The sequence below is a fragment of the Microcoleus sp. genome, assembly GCF_041354475.1.
Classification (GTDB): domain Bacteria; phylum Cyanobacteriota; class Cyanobacteriia; order Cyanobacteriales; family Microcoleaceae; genus Microcoleus.
The window spans coordinates 34,693-52,538 of the sequence record NZ_JBGJZU010000043.1; the positions used below are offsets into that span (position 1 = coordinate 34,693).

At 44.0% G+C, this 17,846-nt stretch carries 13 protein-coding genes and 1 tRNA gene; 9 read left to right on the forward strand and 5 right to left on the reverse strand.

Annotated elements, in window-relative coordinates; translation table 11 throughout:
* Positions 1-16: 16 nt before the first annotated feature.
* Positions 17-649: a metal-binding protein gene (locus ACBR23_RS16910; protein WP_371117318.1), complete on the reverse strand. Its 633-nt coding sequence runs from the start codon at positions 647-649 to the stop codon at positions 17-19.
* Positions 650-720: 71 nt separating this feature from the next.
* On the opposite strand from ACBR23_RS16910, the gene ACBR23_RS16915 reads away from it, so the two are divergent.
* Positions 721-792, forward strand: a tRNA-Val gene (locus tag ACBR23_RS16915).
* A gap of 479 nt (positions 793-1,271) precedes the next feature.
* Here ACBR23_RS16915 and ACBR23_RS16920 read toward each other — a convergent pair.
* Together ACBR23_RS16920 and ACBR23_RS16925 are read right to left on the reverse strand one after the other, a co-directional pair.
* On the reverse strand, positions 1,272-3,173 hold the full coding sequence (locus ACBR23_RS16920; protein WP_371117317.1) for an ArnT family glycosyltransferase: 1,902 nt from the start codon (positions 3,171-3,173) through the stop codon (positions 1,272-1,274).
* Positions 3,174-3,389: 216 nt separating this feature from the next.
* Positions 3,390-5,240: an ATP-binding protein gene (locus ACBR23_RS16925; protein WP_371117316.1), complete on the reverse strand. Its 1,851-nt coding sequence runs from the start codon at positions 5,238-5,240 to the stop codon at positions 3,390-3,392.
* A gap of 395 nt (positions 5,241-5,635) precedes the next feature.
* On the opposite strand from ACBR23_RS16925, the gene ACBR23_RS16930 reads away from it, so the two are divergent.
* A complete protein-coding gene (locus ACBR23_RS16930) occupies positions 5,636-6,358 on the forward strand; it encodes a response regulator (RefSeq protein WP_371117315.1) in 723 nt (240 codons plus the stop codon).
* 423 nt (positions 6,359-6,781) lie between these two features.
* Here the strand turns inward: ACBR23_RS16930 and ACBR23_RS16935 are convergent, their stop codons facing one another.
* Positions 6,782-9,418, reverse strand: a complete 2,637-nt coding sequence (locus ACBR23_RS16935; RefSeq protein WP_371117314.1) for an EAL domain-containing protein — start codon at positions 9,416-9,418, stop codon at positions 6,782-6,784.
* Between the two features lie 499 nt (positions 9,419-9,917).
* Here ACBR23_RS16935 and ACBR23_RS16940 point away from each other — a divergent pair, with 499 nt between their 5' ends.
* From ACBR23_RS16940 to coaBC, 5 genes are all read left to right on the forward strand, one after another.
* Positions 9,918-10,352, forward strand: coding sequence for a response regulator (locus ACBR23_RS16940; RefSeq protein ID WP_371117313.1), 435 nt, complete (start codon positions 9,918-9,920; stop codon positions 10,350-10,352).
* A 323-nt stretch (positions 10,353-10,675) separates the two neighbouring features.
* Positions 10,676-10,921 (forward strand): hypothetical protein, encoded by a 246-nt coding sequence (locus tag ACBR23_RS16945; protein WP_341739821.1) that lies wholly within the window; start codon positions 10,676-10,678, stop codon positions 10,919-10,921.
* Between the two features lie 448 nt (positions 10,922-11,369).
* Positions 11,370-11,993 carry an alpha/beta hydrolase gene (locus ACBR23_RS16950; protein ID WP_371117312.1) on the forward strand — a complete coding sequence of 208 codons (624 nt, stop codon included), beginning with the start codon at positions 11,370-11,372 and terminating at the stop codon, positions 11,991-11,993.
* Between the two features lie 45 nt (positions 11,994-12,038).
* Positions 12,039-12,251, forward strand: coding sequence for a DUF2555 domain-containing protein (locus ACBR23_RS16955; protein WP_340519840.1), 213 nt, complete (start codon positions 12,039-12,041; stop codon positions 12,249-12,251).
* A gap of 139 nt (positions 12,252-12,390) precedes the next feature.
* Positions 12,391-13,590, forward strand: a complete 1,200-nt coding sequence (gene coaBC / locus ACBR23_RS16960; RefSeq protein WP_371117310.1) for a bifunctional phosphopantothenoylcysteine decarboxylase/phosphopantothenate--cysteine ligase CoaBC — start codon at positions 12,391-12,393, stop codon at positions 13,588-13,590.
* Positions 13,591-13,768: 178 nt separating this feature from the next.
* Here the strand turns inward: coaBC and ACBR23_RS16965 are convergent, their stop codons facing one another.
* Positions 13,769-14,629, reverse strand: coding sequence for a Cof-type HAD-IIB family hydrolase (locus ACBR23_RS16965; protein WP_371121322.1), 861 nt, complete (start codon positions 14,627-14,629; stop codon positions 13,769-13,771).
* Positions 14,630-14,985: 356 nt separating this feature from the next.
* On the opposite strand from ACBR23_RS16965, the gene ACBR23_RS16970 reads away from it, so the two are divergent.
* Together ACBR23_RS16970 and ACBR23_RS16975 are read left to right on the forward strand one after the other, a co-directional pair.
* Positions 14,986-16,146: an ATP-binding protein gene (locus ACBR23_RS16970; RefSeq protein ID WP_371117308.1), complete on the forward strand. Its 1,161-nt coding sequence runs from the start codon at positions 14,986-14,988 to the stop codon at positions 16,144-16,146.
* Positions 16,147-16,201: 55 nt separating this feature from the next.
* Complete coding sequence (locus tag ACBR23_RS16975) at positions 16,202-17,590, forward strand: adenylate/guanylate cyclase domain-containing protein (RefSeq protein WP_341740236.1); 1,389 nt, start codon at positions 16,202-16,204, stop codon at positions 17,588-17,590.
* The last annotated feature ends 256 nt before the right edge of the window (positions 17,591-17,846 follow it).

The window sequence follows — 17,846 nt, forward strand, 5'->3', positions numbered from 1 at the left end:
ACGTAAACAATTAATTTTATTGCTTCTTCCTTTTTCCTGCTTGCTTCTTGTTGCTTCCTGGTACTAGAGATTTACTAGATTTGCGGATGGGAGCTTTGCGTTTGCGCACCTTGATTGTCTCAGGAGGATGCAGCCGGCTCAATCCGGTTTTTTTGAATCTTTTGTAAGCAGAGCCTCCCCAATCGCTCAGATAGTGGCTCATAGCGCCAAATTCTAGACCGATGTAAACAGCTAACAATTCGATCGGGTGTTTGGCGATCGAGTGCCAGTAACTTAAAAGCACTTGCTGCCAGTTCCCGGTTTGGTTTCCGACTGTTTGAGTAATCGCCAACCCAAATATCCCCACAACTCCGATCCAGGTAGCGAGGTACAAGATACGCACAGCAGTGCCGATCAAAGGGCCGTGGGACAGCCAAGAGCGGTGGCGCAGCCTTTTTTGGTAGGGTAGCCAAATCAGCTTGAACCATCCCCAGCGCTGATACTGACAGGAGTAGATATCCAAGTCGGGGCCGAACATCAGCCCGCCGAATAAAAAGCTGCCGGAAACTAGCAAAGTTAGATGGCTGCTGCGAGTCTGGCCAAGGGTGAGGGCTGCGACAAAGGGCAAACTCCATAGTGTGATGCGATCGTGGGTACGGCCAGAGGGCATTTAAAAGTTTAGATTTTTTTACTTGATTTTTTTGGAATACTCTGATATCATAAATTCTTGTGAGTGCAATTGGGTGATTAGCTCAGTGGTAGAGCGCCTGCTTTACACGCAGGATGCCGTAGGTTCAAATCCTACATTACCCATCAATATGATACTAAGAACGGTCAGCAGGAAAGTCTCGGTACTTGCTCCTACACAAATTGACCAACTGGTGTACATGACTCCAACACAGAAGAATGTTCTGGTGTTGGAGTTTTTATGACAGTCCTGGACGCAAAAAACCCGGTTTCTTGGAAAAATCGTCGCTATCTCGCCTGATATCAATTCCGGTTGTATCGGAATGATTTAACCGCGAAGGCGCTAAGGACGCGAAGGAAGAGAAGAGAGAGTTTAATACAGGACGATGAAGAAAGGATTTTATATGAGATATTGACGCAGAAACCGGGTTTTTGACCCCCCGTGGGTTCAGGAGTGTATCATATCAAATCCGTTGACATCGGAATTATTATTTCTCTCTTCTCTTTCTCTGTGTCCTCTGTGTTCTCTGTGGTTTAATGATTCCGATACAACCGGAATTGATATCATCTATAAGTCAACTCACCGCAGCCGCAGTTATAACAGACTATCGAAAAGCTGTTCTGGGAACTCTAGCTAGTTGGTAAGCACCACGAGTATCCAGCAGTTGATATTCATTTGGCTGCAATCCAAATTTCACAAATTTGTCTGGATATCCTAAAACCAAAATAGACGGAGAAGTTTGATTTTTAGATTCTTCAATGTAGTCGATCGCACCTTTGGGCAGTCGGTAATAAGTCACCGGTAAATGCGAATAAAAAACTACACTAGGTTTGGCAAAACCAATCATCATAAACTCTTCCCCAGGCAATTTTTGTTGAACAGCAACCTGTGCTAATTGTCGCAGAGGTAACTGACGGTTGAGATCGACTAAATTGTAGGCGGGAGTTAAACCAAAGATGATAAATGCTACCAATCCGATGAAGTTAGCCACCAAAATCCAGCGTTGCTGTCTCTGCCATAATAAAAGGGCGATCGCCACCGCCGTAACTATCCAAATCCCACCGCCGACAATCAACAAACCAGACTCTTGAAGTGCTTGAGGGAAATTTGGCATAGCTGGATCGTCTCCTAGCCAGTGGTAGGAGTATAAAGTTGCTCCAGCGATGATTAATAAAAATACGACATTGACAACGTAGGTAATTAATAGTCCTCTGGGTAAAGAATTCGGTGGTGTTTCTAACTTTCCCCGCCTGGTTTCTGTTGCTTTTTCTGCAATGATATCGCTCCACAACAGCGTTACCAAAATCGCCGAGGCCGGCATTAAAGGCAATACATAACTGGGCAATTTGGTCACGGCGATCGTGAAAAAGCCAAAAATGCAGAGGAACCAAAACATGGCAAATAAACTTAACTGTGCCGATCGAGGTTGACGTCGCCAGTAAGTACGCTGCCAAAAACGGGTGCGGGCGATCGCGACGGGCAAATAAATCGACCAAGGCGCAAAACCCACTAAGACTACAAAAAAGTAAAAATACCAAGGTGCCGAGTGTCGATTCACAACTCCAGTAAAACGCTGGAAATTGTGATATCCAAAAAAGCTGTCAATATAAGTTTCACCGTTGGCTAAAATAACCAGAATGTACCAAGGTAGGGCGATCGCCAGAATAATTAAGATTCCAGACACCGGACGCATTTCCCGCCAAAGTTGTCGAAAATTGCCTAAATAAAAGCTGAAGCAGCCAATAATCAGGGCTGGCAACACAATTCCCACAGGCCCCTTAGTCAAAATTGCTAAGGCAATTAGTACATAAAAACAGAGATACCACGGATTGGGAAATCGGGAAGCAGAAACAGTGGAAAATCCTGCTGATTGCTTCTTTTCTTCTAGGGTATATCCCAGGAAAAAGGCCAGGAGTGCCGAACACATACAGCCGGTAAGGAGCATATCTGAAACCCCAGTCCTTCCCCAGGCAATAGTTTCGGGATTTAATGCTATGAGGGCAGCACCAATCCAAGGTGCAGAAAGAAACAGAGGAATACCCCCAGAGGAGGAGAGGGGGAAATTATGGGGAGAGTCAGAGAATTTTTCTTCTGCCTCATTCCTGATGACTTCTGCCTCATTCCTGATGACTTGTGACCACGATTGGGATAGAGTATAGAATCCCAGACAGGTGATACATATTCCCGCTAGGGCCGAGGGAATACGGACAGCCCATTCGTTAACGCCGATCGCCCGATAGGCCAGCGCCATCAGCCAGTAAACCAACGGTGGCTTGTCAAACCTGGTATCGCCGTTAAAATAGGGGGTGATGAAATCACCAGTGACGGTCATTTGGCGAGCGGCTTCAGCAAACAACGGTTCGGTTTCGTCAACTAAACCAATATTGCCCAGATTCCAGAGAAAAGCCACCCCAGCGATCGCGCACAGCCATAATAGGGATAACAGCAAAGGTGCGATCGAGTGCTTCCTTTGATATTCTGACGAACTTTTAATAACTTCCTTCACCCGAAACTTCCTGCGATTTGAGATTTTCAATTTTAGCCCGCTCTCAAGTTTATCGAAAGATTCGCCTTCTCAAGACTAGAAATTATATCAAATCAAGTTAAATAAACCCCAGATTTCTAGGGAAACGGAAGGGGCTGTTGCTATCAACCATCCCCCTGGGCCTAGAAAAATCTAGTTTAGAGCCTTTACTGCTCGTCCGTTCCCAGATTTCTCCGGTCAATTCATTTTTCGTGGCAATTCGATCCGAAATGTGGAACCTTTTCCTACTTGACTTTCTACTGTAAGTGTGCTGTTCATCATTTGTGCCAAAGACGCACTAATGGCTAGTCCTAAACCAATGCCGGGATATTGGCGACTGGTAGTTCGATCGGCTTGGTGGAACTTGTCAAAAATATGTGGTAAATCGGCTTCGCTGATGCCAATTCCTGTATCAGTGACCTTGATAATTAGTCGATCGAGGGTTAGTTCTCGCACAGAAATGCCAATGTTTCCCTGATGAGTAAATTTAATCGAATTGGAAATGAGATTCACCAAAAGTTGCCGCAAGCGCGACTGGTCATGAACTATCAACCGCTCCTGCAAACACACGCTGACAGACAGGGACAAATTTTTATCTGTAACCTGATTTCCACATTCCAGGGCGGTAGCGATTACCAACTGGGCTAAATCAAATTCAGCTATTTCTAATTTAGCCCCACAAGTCTCCATTTTCGAGATATCAAGGATATCGTTAATCAGCACTAGCAGATTTTTACCATTATTAAAAATACGCCCCACAAAATCTCTTTGCTGAGGAGTCAGTAGTTGTTTGTCCTGGCGTAGTAGCAATTGTGAAAAACCGATAATTGCATTCATGGGAGTTCGCAATTCATGGGACATAGTTCTCAAAAATTGCGATTTTAACTTGGCTGCTTCTAGCAGTTGCAATTTTTGCTGTTGAATGAGGCAACTTTGCTTTTCTAATTCTGCTTGCTGGCGAAGTAAGAGCTGATTTTGTAAGTCTAAAAGTAGTTCCTGTTTTTGGTTAATTTCGATCGCCTGCGCGCTATGAATCGCGATCGCAGCTTGTCTGCCGATCGCCCCCAGCAGTTGCATAGTTGCATCGTCAATGGCTTGGCTATCTTGCCAATTACCGATCGCCAACACCCCCAAACGCCCTGTGGGCAAAGACTCGATCGCCACTGCACAGGCCGCCGGCACTTCTGCGCCGGACTCCTGGGATGACAATTGAGACTTTCCCGTAGCAAAGGCTTGGGATAGCAGCGCATCTTGCACGTACAGGGTTTTACCCCCAGCAAATTTTTCCGCCCCAGTGACTGCACTTAACAAGAGGCTGTGGTTATCGTCGCAGTTGGGGAGGGCCACCAAGCAAAATTGAGCCTCGGCGATCGTCTCAACTACCGCATCCGCTATGGCTTGGAAGAGTTCGCACAGGCTTCCCGCCGGCTGATGCAACAGATTTGTAAACCGCTCCACAACTTGTAAATGCTGCTGCTGCGCCTTTTTAGCCACGCTGGTTGCATTCCAGTTTTCTGCCGTCTCCCTAGCTTTGGAGTCCCGCAAACTCTTGAGAGATGTTGGTTCTGCCTCCCACCATTCTTGAGTTTGCTTGAAGCCATCTATATCTGTATAGGTTCCCACCCACTCTAAAACTCCGTCGCCGAGGGTGGGGACGCGGGAAAATTTGGCTAGGTTCCATCGGTAAATACCCGATCGCGTCCTGAGCCGCAATTCTATTTTATAACTGGAGTCTAGGCTCACAGTCTGCCCCGATCGCCAGGGGAAGCGAGCTCTGTCTTCTGGATGGACGGACTCCAGATAGCCGAAATCCAAGGCTGCTGTGGCGGGTACTCCTGTATACTCTTCCCAGGCACGGTTCAAATAAGTCACCGCCCCATCAGCATTTGCTTGCCAAACTATGTGAGGAATGGTCTTTAACAGGCGATCGAGCTGATGCTCCCAAGAGTTAACAGGTGGTTGCCCTGGTGTTATTTCCGCGGCCCTATGGGAACTTTCCCGGTCGAAAAAGTCCGAAGAAAAAGAGTGCTTTCGGTAATAGTGAGTCATAATTACATTTTATAAATAAGAGTCGAGGGTTAGCACTAAAACCAAATAAATAGTCTGGCTGCTAGCTCCATCAATTTTGATTGCCTTAGTGCATCAAAAGTTTTTATATATCAAATTTATCCAGTCACGGAACTGTTTACATCTATCAAGGGGCGGACAAAGGGATAATTTAATCAGACAGTAAAAACGAGGAGAGCCTACCTGTCCCCATAGGGTGAATCACAGGGTGCAGCCAAATTGCTTAACAATTAATTTGCAATTGTGCAATTCCATGAGTATGCTGGAACAAGATAGGCGATCGGGTTAACCCGATCGGCGATCGCATTCTCAAATCGAGTCTGTTAGCTGAGTAATTTGGCTATATTTAAAAATTTCAGCAGGGCATTAGAAAAAAAATGAGTAAAATTCGCGTTGCTTTGATCGAAGACCATGACCTGACAAGAGTGGGTATCCGTACAGCTTTACAACAGAGTGATACCATAGAAGTTGTGGGGGATGCCGCGAATGCGACAGAGGGATTGAAACTGCTTCAGTCTTCCAAACCAGACGTGGCAATTGTAGATATTGGGTTGCCGGATTTTGACGGAATTGAACTGACCCAAAAGTTCAAAAAAGCGATCGTTCCAGACTCCGATCCAGACACAAAGGTTTTGATTCTGACTTTTCAGGACAATGAAGAAGAAGTCCTCGCAGCATTTGCCGCCGGAGCTGACTCTTACTGCATGAAAGATATCAGTTTTGACCAGTTGTTAGATGTAGTCAAAGTCACTCACGAAGGCCAGTCTTGGATTGACCCAGCGATCGCTCGTATAGTCCTGAAACAAGCTCGCACTAAGGAGTCTGCCCCGGAAGAACAAAAATCTGAGGGTAAAAAAGTTACAATTAAAGCTGCGGAACCAGAGTTTACTCACATTATTGAAACTTACCCTTTGACGGGGCGGGAATTAGAAGTTTTGGAGCTAATTGTGCAGGGCTATAGTAATGCTGCTATTGCGGAAAAACTTTACATTACTGTGGGCACTGTCAAAACTCATGTCCGCAACATTTTGAATAAATTATGTGCTGATGACCGCACTCAAGCTGCTGTTCTCGCCCTTCGTTCTGGCTTGGTTGGATGAAGACTAATGGGTCTTAAGTAGGTCGTTTTAATTAAACCTAAAAGACTGCTATTAGAAGACCCCGACTTGTTTAATCAGTCGGGGTTCTGTGTATTATTTTTGTTTGGCACTGCGGTTATATAAACAAGATGAATTAGGGTCAAAAACCAAGTCGCTCGAAAAAATAGAAGATTTTCAAACAGAAATTTACGCATCAAAGCAGTTTCCGGTCAGGACGAGCCTAAATCATGAACAATTGTCAGGCATCTATCCTTGTGGATAACTTTAAATTCGTACTTTTTTGAGTAAATACACCTTAAGATAGATGCGGAATAATTACTAATACCAAAAACCAAGAGGGAAGAGGGTGCTGCGACCCTTCGACTTCGCTCAGGAAGCGAATCACACTGTCAACTGTTAACTGTCAATTGTCAACACTTATTGCTAATTGCATTTGGGACTACAAGTCAATTTCCATTCTTTATTTTCCATGCACAATTCGGTTGTCGCTATCACAGATAGTGGCTTGCTAAAGAAGTAACCTTGAGCCATATCGCACTTAAGGGAATGCAAAAATTCCAACTGTTCTAGGGTTTCCACTCCCTCAGCAATTACCTCTAAATTCAATCCTTGTCCCAAGGCGATCGCCACTTTCACAATAGCAGCACCGCTGGTACCATTCATCAAATCTGCCACGAAGGAGCGATCGATTTTTAAATTGTTCAGTGGTAGGTGTTTGAGAGACCACAAAGAAGAATAACCAGTGCCAAAATCGTCTAGAGAAATCCGAATTCCCATTTGCTGCAACTGCTCCAATACAGACACCGTAAATTTTACATCTGTCATGGCAATGCTTTCGGTAATTTCTATTTCTAAATACTCTGGATCTAGACCAGTTTCCGATAAAATTTTAGCGATTGTTTGTACAGTGTTATGTTGCTGAAACTGACGGGCAGATAAATTGACAGCTACCCGCATTGGTGGCAGTCCCATTAACTGCCATTCTCGATTTTGAAGGCAAGCAGTTCGCAGCACCCATTCGTCAATCTGGCAGATTAATCCTGTTTCCTCAGCTAAGGGAATAAATCGATCGGGACCCATCAACCCGCGATCGGGATGCTCCCAGCGAACCAAAGCTTCTAGACCGACAATTTTGCCAGTATTTATATCTATTTGGGGCTGGTAGTATAGCAAAAATTCGGAATTTTCTATGGCTCGGTAAAGATTATTTTCTAATACCAGACGCTCCGATGCTTTGTTGCCGATCGCTCTGGTATAAAACTGATAATTATTCCGACCTTTCTGTTTCGCTTTGTACATAGCAGCATCGGCGTTTTTCAGCAAAGTTTCGGCATCTTCGCCGTCGTAGGGAGCCAAAGCAATTCCCAAGCTGGCTTTGATATAAAGTTCCTGCTCATCAAAGTGAAAAGGAGTACATAAACTGTGGAGAATGTGCTGGCAAGTATCAATGGCATCCTGGGCGCTGCTAATATTGTACAGCAGTAAAGTAAATTCATCTCCGCCCCAACGGGCAATGGAATCGCCCACGCGCAAACAGTTGGTTAAGCGCCAAGATACTGCTTGGAGTAACTGGTCGCCTACAGCATGACCGAGGGTGTCGTTAACATTTTTAAAACCATCCAAATCAAGAAATATCACGGCCAACATTTCGGTGTTTTGGTGAGCGTTAACTATCGCTAGGGACAGTTGTTCATTAAACAGTAATTTATTAGCTAAACCTGTTAGTTGGTCGTGGGAAGCTTGATGTCGAATCATTGCTTCTACGCGCCTTTGCATTGCCGCCATATAAAGATGAGTTGCCAAGGATTTTGCTAGCTTCAGTTCATCAGCTTTCCAGTTTCTACCTTGTTGTTTTTTTATTTCTTTCCACGCTGCAAATGACTTTCGGGGACGGTCGTTTATTGCCTGGGAGTCACACTGTCCCGCCCATAAAGTTTCTGTTTCTATTTCACTGCGAAAGATGGTAAGACAGCCGATGCACTGATCGCGATATTGCAGTGGAACTGCCAGCATTGACCTGATAGAAACTTCCAGGAAATATGAAGATAAAGATTTAAGTTTAGGTGCTTGAGAAATATCGGAGATTGCATATAATTCTGGAATTATATAATTAGCAATTGTTAAACCGTCTTCCTGGTAGTTTTCTATTTGAATATCGGGAAAAATCCCAGAATAGTGACCATTACTTTCTTCTTTTTTTTCAACTGTTAATGATTGTTTTACACCCATGATTTCTTGCCAAAACTGGCTTTTTTCTATTTCTAAATGCTGTGGCTGTTGACCGCAGGTATAAAGTTCCGCTGGCCAATTCACTCCTTCGGGGGCAATGTACAATCTACCGCCACAACCTGCTAAAGATTTGACGGTTTGTTCTAGGACTGTGTGTCTAATTTCTGTCAATTCTAGGGGAGAGTGGAGCAAACTGCTAATTTGGTTCACAATGGCTTCATCCCTAGCTTGATGTCGAGCTTGACTGAGTAGAAAAGATTGGGCGATCGCAATTGACAGTTGATCCACAAGCAATTGCACAATTTTTAATTCTCGATCGCTAAACCGTTTCGGTTGCGTGTGATGACAAGCCAAGATCCCCCAAAGCTGATTGTGATGCAAAATCGGCACTGTGAGGGAAGAATAGACACCCATCGTCCTCAGATATTCTATGTGACAGGGGTCTACCTTAGCATAGCGAATATCTTCAGCAGCTAAGGTTTTGCCTGTTTCGGGACAATCTAATCGATTAATTGTTTGATGATTCAATTCGACATCTATAATTACTCGCTGCCTAGCTTTGACAAACATTTCGCGAGCGCTGTTGGGAATGTCGGTTGCTGGAAAATGTAAGCCCAGCAGTGACGGCAAATTATTGTCCTTAATCGACTCAGCAATTACCTCACCGCTGCCATCAGGTTCAAACCGATAAATTTTTACCCGATCGCTCTCTAACAAGTTACCGAGTTCTTTTACGGTTGTCATCAAAATCTCTTGCAGTTCTAAAGAGTGTCGGATGCGAGTAGTAATTCTGTTGAGTAAACTCTCCTCTTCCACAGCCGATCTGGACATTTTTATAATTCTTTTTCGAGCCATTTTTTTTGATCCCCAAGGCTGATAATAGCATTTTGCGAGCTCTTATCCTAACTCGCATTCTATTACAGAATATAACAATCTAAGCAATATAAGCAATACTGACTACATAATAGTATTATGTTGTATCAATATCAATAATTTTTCTAGTGATGTTACAGAGGTTAAGTTCTGTAAAGGGAAGGGAGCGAGAGTACAGGCTCATCCTTGAAAACAGATGAAAATATAGCCTTTCTCACTTAGGTCAGATACACCAGGTCCTGGGCAAGAGCTAATGGTGAGGTGCGTACTTTACTTTCTTGAGAAAGGCTATAGTATGATTTAAACCTCGGAAGTTAGGGCAGTGGAAAACTTGGGAATCTAGATAATGCTTTAGGTCTTTGGCTGGCATACTTTACAAGGAAATGGAATCAATGTTGAGTTAAATTTATGTTATAGGATAAGTAAAATTACACAGAAACTGCCTGAGTCGGCATTTATGAATTACCCCAACTGGAATCTGAATTTAGAATATTCGTTTGCTAAGCGCGATCGACTGCTGGTTGATCAACGTCCCTTAGTCTTAGCTATAGACGACAATCACGACAACTTAGAGCTGCTAGCACAAATACTCGATTTATTTGGTTACGAGTGCGTCAGAGCCCTAGACGGTCGCACAGCCCTTTCCGTAGCAGTTTCCCGACCACCAGACCTAATTTTGCTAGACATTTGTTTACCGGACATCGACGGTATAGAACTGATGAGCCGTCTCAAGCAAAATCCACAACTGATAAATATTCCGATTATTGCTATCACAGCATTAGCAAAAACCGAAGACCGCGATCGGATTTTGCAAGCCGGCTGCGTTGCATATATTTCCAAACCTTTTGATATCGATCAATTAGAAATAACTATCCATCGCTATCTCAATTAGAACCAGAACCTGATTGGAAAGGCTGTTTTAGTAGAAAAAATGTAGTCAAACGCACCAATAAATATGGAACCACTGATTTATGAAAATATATTTAACTTTTGATAAGCTGATAAATTCTGTCGGCAATTTAATAAATGTAACTTGAGGAACATTTTTGAAATCATAAAACCAATACGGTAGAAAGATGTTATTCGATCCAGAAAGAAGGAGAATCGGCGTGTATTTATAAAGCAAAGGGAAAACCGCAAACTTAATGCTGGATTAAACGGTAATTTCCTGCGTAAAATCGACTTCGCACGAGACCATACTATGGAGTGTTAGATATGCTGAAACAAATGTGCTGGTTGCCCAGATTGGGAAGCAATGGAGAAAAAATATTGCACCTACGCACTGAACCCCGCCAACCGTGGCGACCTTATACAGCTTTTCCACAGTACGCTGCATCGGACTACCTAGAACCGGATGGTTCTAAAGGGTGGGCAACATTTCAGAAGCTGAAAACTCAAGGCTGGAATTTACTAGCGAGCGAGGGGCAGCAGTCAGATTTCGGCGAACAAAAAACTGCTTGAAAATTAGAAGTTATGAGTTATCAATTTAACTCATAACTTTCTATTGAGTAGCTAGAGCGGTTTCTGAGAAGAAAGAAGTCGAGGCTCTGGATGTTCTATTTGGGGATGTTTTTCTCTTTAGTGCGATCGCTCAATCAAATTTCGGCTCTCTCGTAATTATGGTGATAAGTAATGATTATGAGCTAGCAAAATCTAGGGTTTCAGCTTTCCTTATTCAAAAATTTAGTATTATTTGCTACATTTTACACCCAACATCCGAGAGAACCGCCAGTAAGCTTTTGAGCGATTTGGATCTTGCATTTAATTAGGTGGACTTACTTAACGCCTTTGAGAGTCCCTTTGTGGTCTTAATCAAGAATCCCCCCGATTCATCGGTGGGGAGTATCAACTACAATCGCCACAACAATTTATAATTCGTCCCATACCCGATTACCAATTACTGATTCCGATGTCTTTAAAATCTATTAGCATTCCACCGAGCACGGATCGCCCACCAGTGGGTATGATTGTCGCTTTGCACGGATGGGGTGCCAATGCTCGCGATTTGACTTCTTTAGCGCCGGCATTCAATTTACCAGACTATGAGTTTGTGTTTGCCGATGCCCCTTTTGCCCATCCCCAAGTACCCGGTGGCAAAATGTGGTATGACCTTCAAGGTAATGACTCTAAGGGATTGATCGAAAGTCGGCGATTGCTAACAGAATTTTTATTGTCTTTAGAAAGCAGTACGGGTGTGCCTTTGTCTAAGACGATTTTAGGTGGCTTTTCTCAAGGTGGAGCGATGACTCTGGATGTGGGATTAACTTTGCCTCTGGCTGGTTTAATTTGTTTGAGTGGTTATTTGCACTCTCAGTCGCCTGTTGCTCTTAGCCAGTTGCCACCTGTTTTAATCGTACACGGGACTCAAGATAATATTGTCCCTGTGAGTGCGGCAGTGCGATCGCGCGATAGTTTCAAGGATTGGGGGGCGTCGGTGCAGTACCACGAATTTCCCATGGGACACGAGATTCAACCACAAGTTGTAGATCTAATGCGAAGTTTTGTTCTAGAAACTGTGTCTAAATCGGATTAAAGGCTTAGGATATAGTATGGCGGAAATCTCGGGGACGGAATAAAGATGAAAACTTTAACCAAAGCATCGCGCGATATTGCTGTACTTACTTCGGAGGATGTGGCACAATTGGCCGATCGTCTAGAAGTGGACGATTACACAGATCCTTTTGAGGGATTGAACGATTGGCATTTGCTGCGATCGCTTGCGTTTCAGCGCCCGGAGTTGGTTGAGCCTTATCTTCACCTTCTGGACATGGAAGCCTACGACGAAGCATAGCCTCAAAAATAGCAAAAATCTCAGCAAGTTTTAGGAGAAGGTTAGCCACAGATTTGGTAGCCAATTTATATAGATGAGTTAGGGATTTTTGTCTCTGCCGATCTTGATTTTCTCCTAATTCTTTTTTATGCAAAAAGATATGAAGGGTACACGAGTTTTAATTGGCGTTAGTGGCGGGATTGCAGCTTACAAAGTTTGTGAAGTAGTTTCAACTTTAGCCAAGTCGGGAGTTGAAGTCAGAGCTATTCTGACTGATGCGGCTCAAGAGTTCGTCACGCCCTTGACTTTTGCTACTCTCTGTCGCCAAGCTGCTTTTACTGACAAAGATTTCTGGGAAGCTAGTCACGGACGCCCTTTGCACATTCAACTGGCAGAATGGGCATCGGTTTTTGCCATCGCTCCCCTCACAGCAAATAGTTTGGCTAAGTTGGCGGGGGGTTTTGCGGATAATTTACTCACAAATACGGTACTTGCTTCTCAGTGTCCAATTTTGTTGGTACCGGCGATGAATACTGATATGTGGGAACAGCCGGCGGTGCAGCGAAATTGGCGCGAAATATTGACAGATAGGCGATATCATGGTATGTCGCCTGGGGCGGGACTGCTGGCGTGCGATCGCGTGGGTGCGGGCAGGATGGCAGAACCAAGTGAGATTGTGGCTCACATAGAATCATTGTTGTATACTAAGGGCGATCGAGATTTAGCTGGTAAACGGGTGTTGATCGGTGCGGGAGGTACGCGGGAACACCTCGATCCGGTGAGGTTTATCGGCAATCCTTCCACTGGTAAAATGGGCATAGCTCTGGCGCGGGCTGCACAGCACCGAGGTGCGACGGTAACTCTGGTACATAGTATAAGTGGTGATTTATCATTGCCCGGTGTCAGGTCGATCGCCCTGACGAGTGCAGCAGAAATGCGACAAGGGATGCTGGAATGTTTTCCCGATGCGGATTTGACGGTGATGGCGGCGGCGGTGGCTGATGTGAAACCGACGGAGTACCATAGTCAGAAATTGCCCAAGCGATCGCTCCCGGATGCTTTAGCCTTGACAGCGGTACCGGATATTGTGGCAGAGTTGGGAACATTGAAACAGCCACATCAAAAACTAATCGGGTTTGCCGCACAAACAGGTGATATTGTCAAGCCAGCTTGGGAAAAATTGCGGGCCAAGAAATTGGATGTAATTGCGGCAAATCCGATCGACAAAATAGCCTCCGGTTTTGGTAGCAATACCAATCAAGCAATTTTGATAAATGCCGCCGGAAAGCAAGTGGAAATAGCACCTTGCAGTAAATTAGAAATGGCCCATCGCTTGTTTGACTTTGCCCTGGAAGGGTGAGTTTGATGCCAAATTCGGCTGATTCACCCCCTGTGCGCTTCTGTCGATGGATAATATCGTTTCCGGCTGCATCGGAATGATTTAACCACAGAGAACGCAGAGAACACAGAGGGAGATAAGAGAGATGAATACAGGACGATGTTACCGGATTTGATATAAATAGGGGATTTAGCAATATCTAGGAGTCCAAAATAAATTGGGCGATCGCAGCAGCCACCCCGTCTTCCTCGACATCCGGTGCCACCCAGTTAGCACCAGCTTTCACCTCCGAGGGAGCGTTACCCATCGCTACGCCTACGCCCGCATAGGATATCATTTCCACATCATTGAAATTGTCGCCGATCGCCATCACGTTCTCTGGCTGCAAACCCAACAAGTCCTCCGCGATGTACTGCACTGCGGCTCCCTTGTTAACCAAAGGGTGAGTAGCTTCAAAAAAAGTGGCAACCGATCGAGTCAAATAAAGTTCTGCTGGTGTGTAGCGTTCTCGCATACTGCTGAGTAAGCCATCGAGTACCCCCGGATTTTCGCACAAAGCCAAAACTTTCGTCGGTTCACCCGGAATATCTCGGCGCAAGTCTGTAATAGCAATTGGTTGAATACCCGATCGTTCTGCGTAAAGTCTGGTGGCGGCGGTAATTTCCGGTACGTAAAGTTGGTCGTTGATGTAAAAATTCACGGAAAGGAGCGATCGTAAATGTGGTTCTTGAAAATGTTCCAACAATTCCAAAGCTGTTTGTTTCGACAAGGGCTGGTGGCGGAGCATTTTTTGACTAGCGGGATCTTGAATCCAGGCACCTTGGTAAGAAATCAACGGTAAATTTGAGCCGATATCCCGATGAAAGCGCAAAGCCGATCGATACATTCTACCAGTAGCCACGGCAACTTGCACTCCCCGCGACTGAGCGGCGAAAATAGCCTGCTTCACTGCTTCTCGGATGTTATTGGATTTACCTGCGATCGTACCATCGATATCGACTACCAGTAGTCTAATGTCTGCACCGCTAGAGACGGGATTTGAGGTCATTATATTTTGCATAGTTGTTTTTAGATTTTAGCTTGAGATTTTCCCAGACCAGTTTATTTTTGCACTGTGGCGATCGGCAAGTGCAGTTTCGGCTTGTTTGAAGGCTAGAATGTACATTGGGAACTCCCCAGAGCATCTATCTATAGCAATCCTAAATCATTTGTGAATTTCTTACTCCCGGACCTTAATAAGGGGAGGGTTGGGGTGGGGTAAAAAACTTTACGACTCCTGCAAGGACTGCTATATAGTTTTTTCCAGGGCGATCGCTCCGTAATTTCCCTTAGATATTGGGATATTACATGACTTATACAGACAAGCCACAAAATTTTTAAACTCAATTAAATGCCGAATTAAGGGATTTTAATTTCATGAATTATCAGGATAATTACAGCTTGTTAGCAGCCGAACAAGCTAGCAAAATCGGCAACATCCTCGAAGCCATGAAATCTTACGACTTGGCAATTCAAGAAGCAGAACAAAATGGGGATATCCACGGACAAGCATTAGCAGCAGAATTAGCAGGACTGTTTTATCTCTCATTAGGAATCCCGAAAATCGCGCAAATTTACTTAACAGAATCCCACTCTTGCTATCAGCACTTTGGTGCCCAAGACCAAGCAGCGATTTTAGAATCACAATACCCAAACTTGATAAATAATTGGGGAGTTTTAAATAAAAACCTTAACATCAACAACGGGCTAGATACTCATCAAAACCTAGAACAGTTAGTACAAGAGAGAACCTCCGAACTTTCCCAAACTTTAGAATACTTAAAATCCACCCAAAATCAACTCGTAGAATCAGAAAAAATGGCAGCCCTTGGAGGGTTAGTGGCTGGTATTGCCCACGAAATCAACACTCCCATCGGTATTGGCATCGCCGCCGCCTCACTCCTCGCCGAAAAAGTTACAAAATTTTGCGATATTTATAGCAACGGTCAGATTAAACGCTCTGAGTTAGAAAAATTTCTGGATACTGCTTTGCAAAGTAGTAATATGATATTGACTAACCTCACGCGGGCGGCCGACTTGATCCATAGCTTTAAAGAAGTAGCAGTCGATCAGTCCAGTGAATTAAAACGAACTTTTCCCGTAAAAAAATATCTAGAGGAAATACTGACATCTTTAACACCAAAACTCAGAACAACTAAACACAAAATTGAGATTCATTGCCCTGACAATATTTTACTGGATAGCTACCCTGGCGTGTTCTGTCAAATTGTAACCAATCTGATAATGAACTCCCTACTTCACGCTTACGACCCAAACGACGAAGGAGCGATCGCCTTTGACTTGCAACTAGAGGGCGATCTGTTAGTATTTGAATATACTGATGATGGCAAAGGAATTTCTCCCGACAATCTCAGTAAAATTTTTCAACCCTTCTTTACCACCAAAAGAGGTCAGGGCGGCACTGGATTGGGATTACACATTATTTACAATTTAGTGCATCAAAAACTTCAAGGCACAATTCAATGCCAAAGTCAACTAGGTTGTGGCACAAAATTTTTGATTAAAATTCCAACATAAATTGCTAATTAGCTAGGATAAAGCATTAATTAAATAATATTCAGGAGTAGGAGCAATGTCAGAAGCTAGTCAAAAATTATTCGATGCTGAAGACGAAAATTTAATATTTATTGAAGAAGACGAACGGGAACAAAAAACTAGAGAATCGAGTTGGAAAGTATTAATTGTTGATGATGAAATAGAGATTCACCATATTACAAAACTAGCTTTAAAAGAATTTTGTTTTGAAAATAAATCAATCAATTTTGTCAGCGCTTACTCAGGCAAAGAAGCCAAGGAAATCATCAAAGAAAATCAAGACATAGCATTGATTTTGCTAGATGTCGTTATGGAAACGGAAGAAGCCGGCTTAGAAGTAGTTAAATACATCCGTGATATTTTAGACAATAAGATAGTGCGGATTATTTTACGCACTGGACAGCCCGGACAAGTGCCAGAAGATGTCGTCATTGTCAGCTATGATATCAATGATTACAAAACCAAAACCGAACTGACAAATAAAAAATTATTTACCACAGTAGTCACCGCACTGAGAGCATTTAGTTCCCTGAATCAAATCGAGTCCAGCAAAAGCGAACTCGAAAAGATTGCCGCCGCCTCCGCTCGTTTTGTCCCCCGCGAATTCTTGAAATTTCTCAAAAGAGAAAGCATCGTTGATGCGAGATTGGGAGACTCTGTGCAAGCAGAAATGACGATTATGTTTGCCGACATTCGCTCATTTACCAGTTTGTCAGAAAGTATGTCTCCCAGAGATAATTTTGATTTTATTAACTCTTACTTAACTAGAGTTGGACCAGTAATTCGCCAGTACAATGGGTTTATAGACAAATATCTGGGCGACGGTATTATGGCTTTGTTTCCCAATCGCCCAGAAGATGCCGTCCAAGCAGCAATTGAGATGCAGCAGCAAGTTAAAATTTATAATAAACACAGGCAAAATAGTGGCTATCAACCTATTTCCATCGGCATTGGTTTGCATACTGGAACTTTAATGTTAGGTACGATTGGCGAAGCGGAACGCATGGAAAGTACGGTGATTTCCGATGCAGTGAATTTAGCCTCCCGCGTGGAAGGATTGACAAAGCTTTACGGAGTTGGTATTGTAGCTAGCGTCCAAACTCTTTGTCGGATCGACGACCCCCAACATTATAAGTGCCGATTTCTCGATCGCGTCCAAGTCAAAGGAAAACAAACCCCTGTTGCTGTATTTGAAATCTACGACGGCGATTCAGATACAATGATCGAACTAAAAACACAAACCCAAACTTATTTTGAACAGGGAATTTTTTTTCATTACCAGCAACAATTCGCCCAAGCAAGACAAATGTTTTTGCGCGTGTTGCAAGTAAATAAACAAGATAAAGCAGCACAATTTTATGCAGAACGCTGCGAGACGTTGATGAAAAATGGGGTAATTTTGACTGTGGAAGGGATACAGATATAGGGAATGGGGAATTGGGAATTGGGCATAGGTGTCAACTTAAGCTTAAAAGCATGGTGTGTACCTACTCTCCTCTCTAGAGGGCAGAGATCCGACACACCCCCAGCCCCTCTCTAGAGGGGAGCTAGATCCGGTTCCCCTCCAGGGAGGGGCTAGGGGTGGGTCTCCATGGAGGGGCTAGATCCGGTTCCCCTCCAGGGAGGGGCTAGGGGTGGGTCTCCATGGAGGGGCTAGATCCGGTTCCCCTCCAGGGAGGGGC

Coding starts and splice junctions, on each gene's coding strand:
- ACBR23_RS16910 (WP_371117318.1), bottom strand. CDS start 649: ATGCCCTCTGGCCGTACCCACGATCGCATCACACTATGGAGTTTGCCC.
- ACBR23_RS16925 (WP_371117316.1), bottom strand. CDS start 5,240: ATGACTCACTATTACCGAAAGCACTCTTTTTCTTCGGACTTTTTCGAC.
- ACBR23_RS16930 (WP_371117315.1), top strand. CDS start 5,636: ATGAGTAAAATTCGCGTTGCTTTGATCGAAGACCATGACCTGACAAGA.
- ACBR23_RS16935 (WP_371117314.1), bottom strand. CDS start 9,418: ATGTCCAGATCGGCTGTGGAAGAGGAGAGTTTACTCAACAGAATTACT.
- ACBR23_RS16940 (WP_371117313.1), top strand. CDS start 9,918: ATGAATTACCCCAACTGGAATCTGAATTTAGAATATTCGTTTGCTAAG.
- ACBR23_RS16945 (WP_341739821.1), top strand. CDS start 10,676: ATGCTGAAACAAATGTGCTGGTTGCCCAGATTGGGAAGCAATGGAGAA.
- ACBR23_RS16950 (WP_371117312.1), top strand. CDS start 11,370: ATGTCTTTAAAATCTATTAGCATTCCACCGAGCACGGATCGCCCACCA.
- ACBR23_RS16955 (WP_340519840.1), top strand. CDS start 12,039: ATGAAAACTTTAACCAAAGCATCGCGCGATATTGCTGTACTTACTTCG.
- coaBC (WP_371117310.1), top strand. CDS start 12,391: ATGAAGGGTACACGAGTTTTAATTGGCGTTAGTGGCGGGATTGCAGCT.
- ACBR23_RS16965 (WP_371121322.1), bottom strand. CDS start 14,629: ATGCAAAATATAATGACCTCAAATCCCGTCTCTAGCGGTGCAGACATT.
- ACBR23_RS16970 (WP_371117308.1), top strand. CDS start 14,986: ATGAATTATCAGGATAATTACAGCTTGTTAGCAGCCGAACAAGCTAGC.
- ACBR23_RS16975 (WP_341740236.1), top strand. CDS start 16,202: ATGTCAGAAGCTAGTCAAAAATTATTCGATGCTGAAGACGAAAATTTA.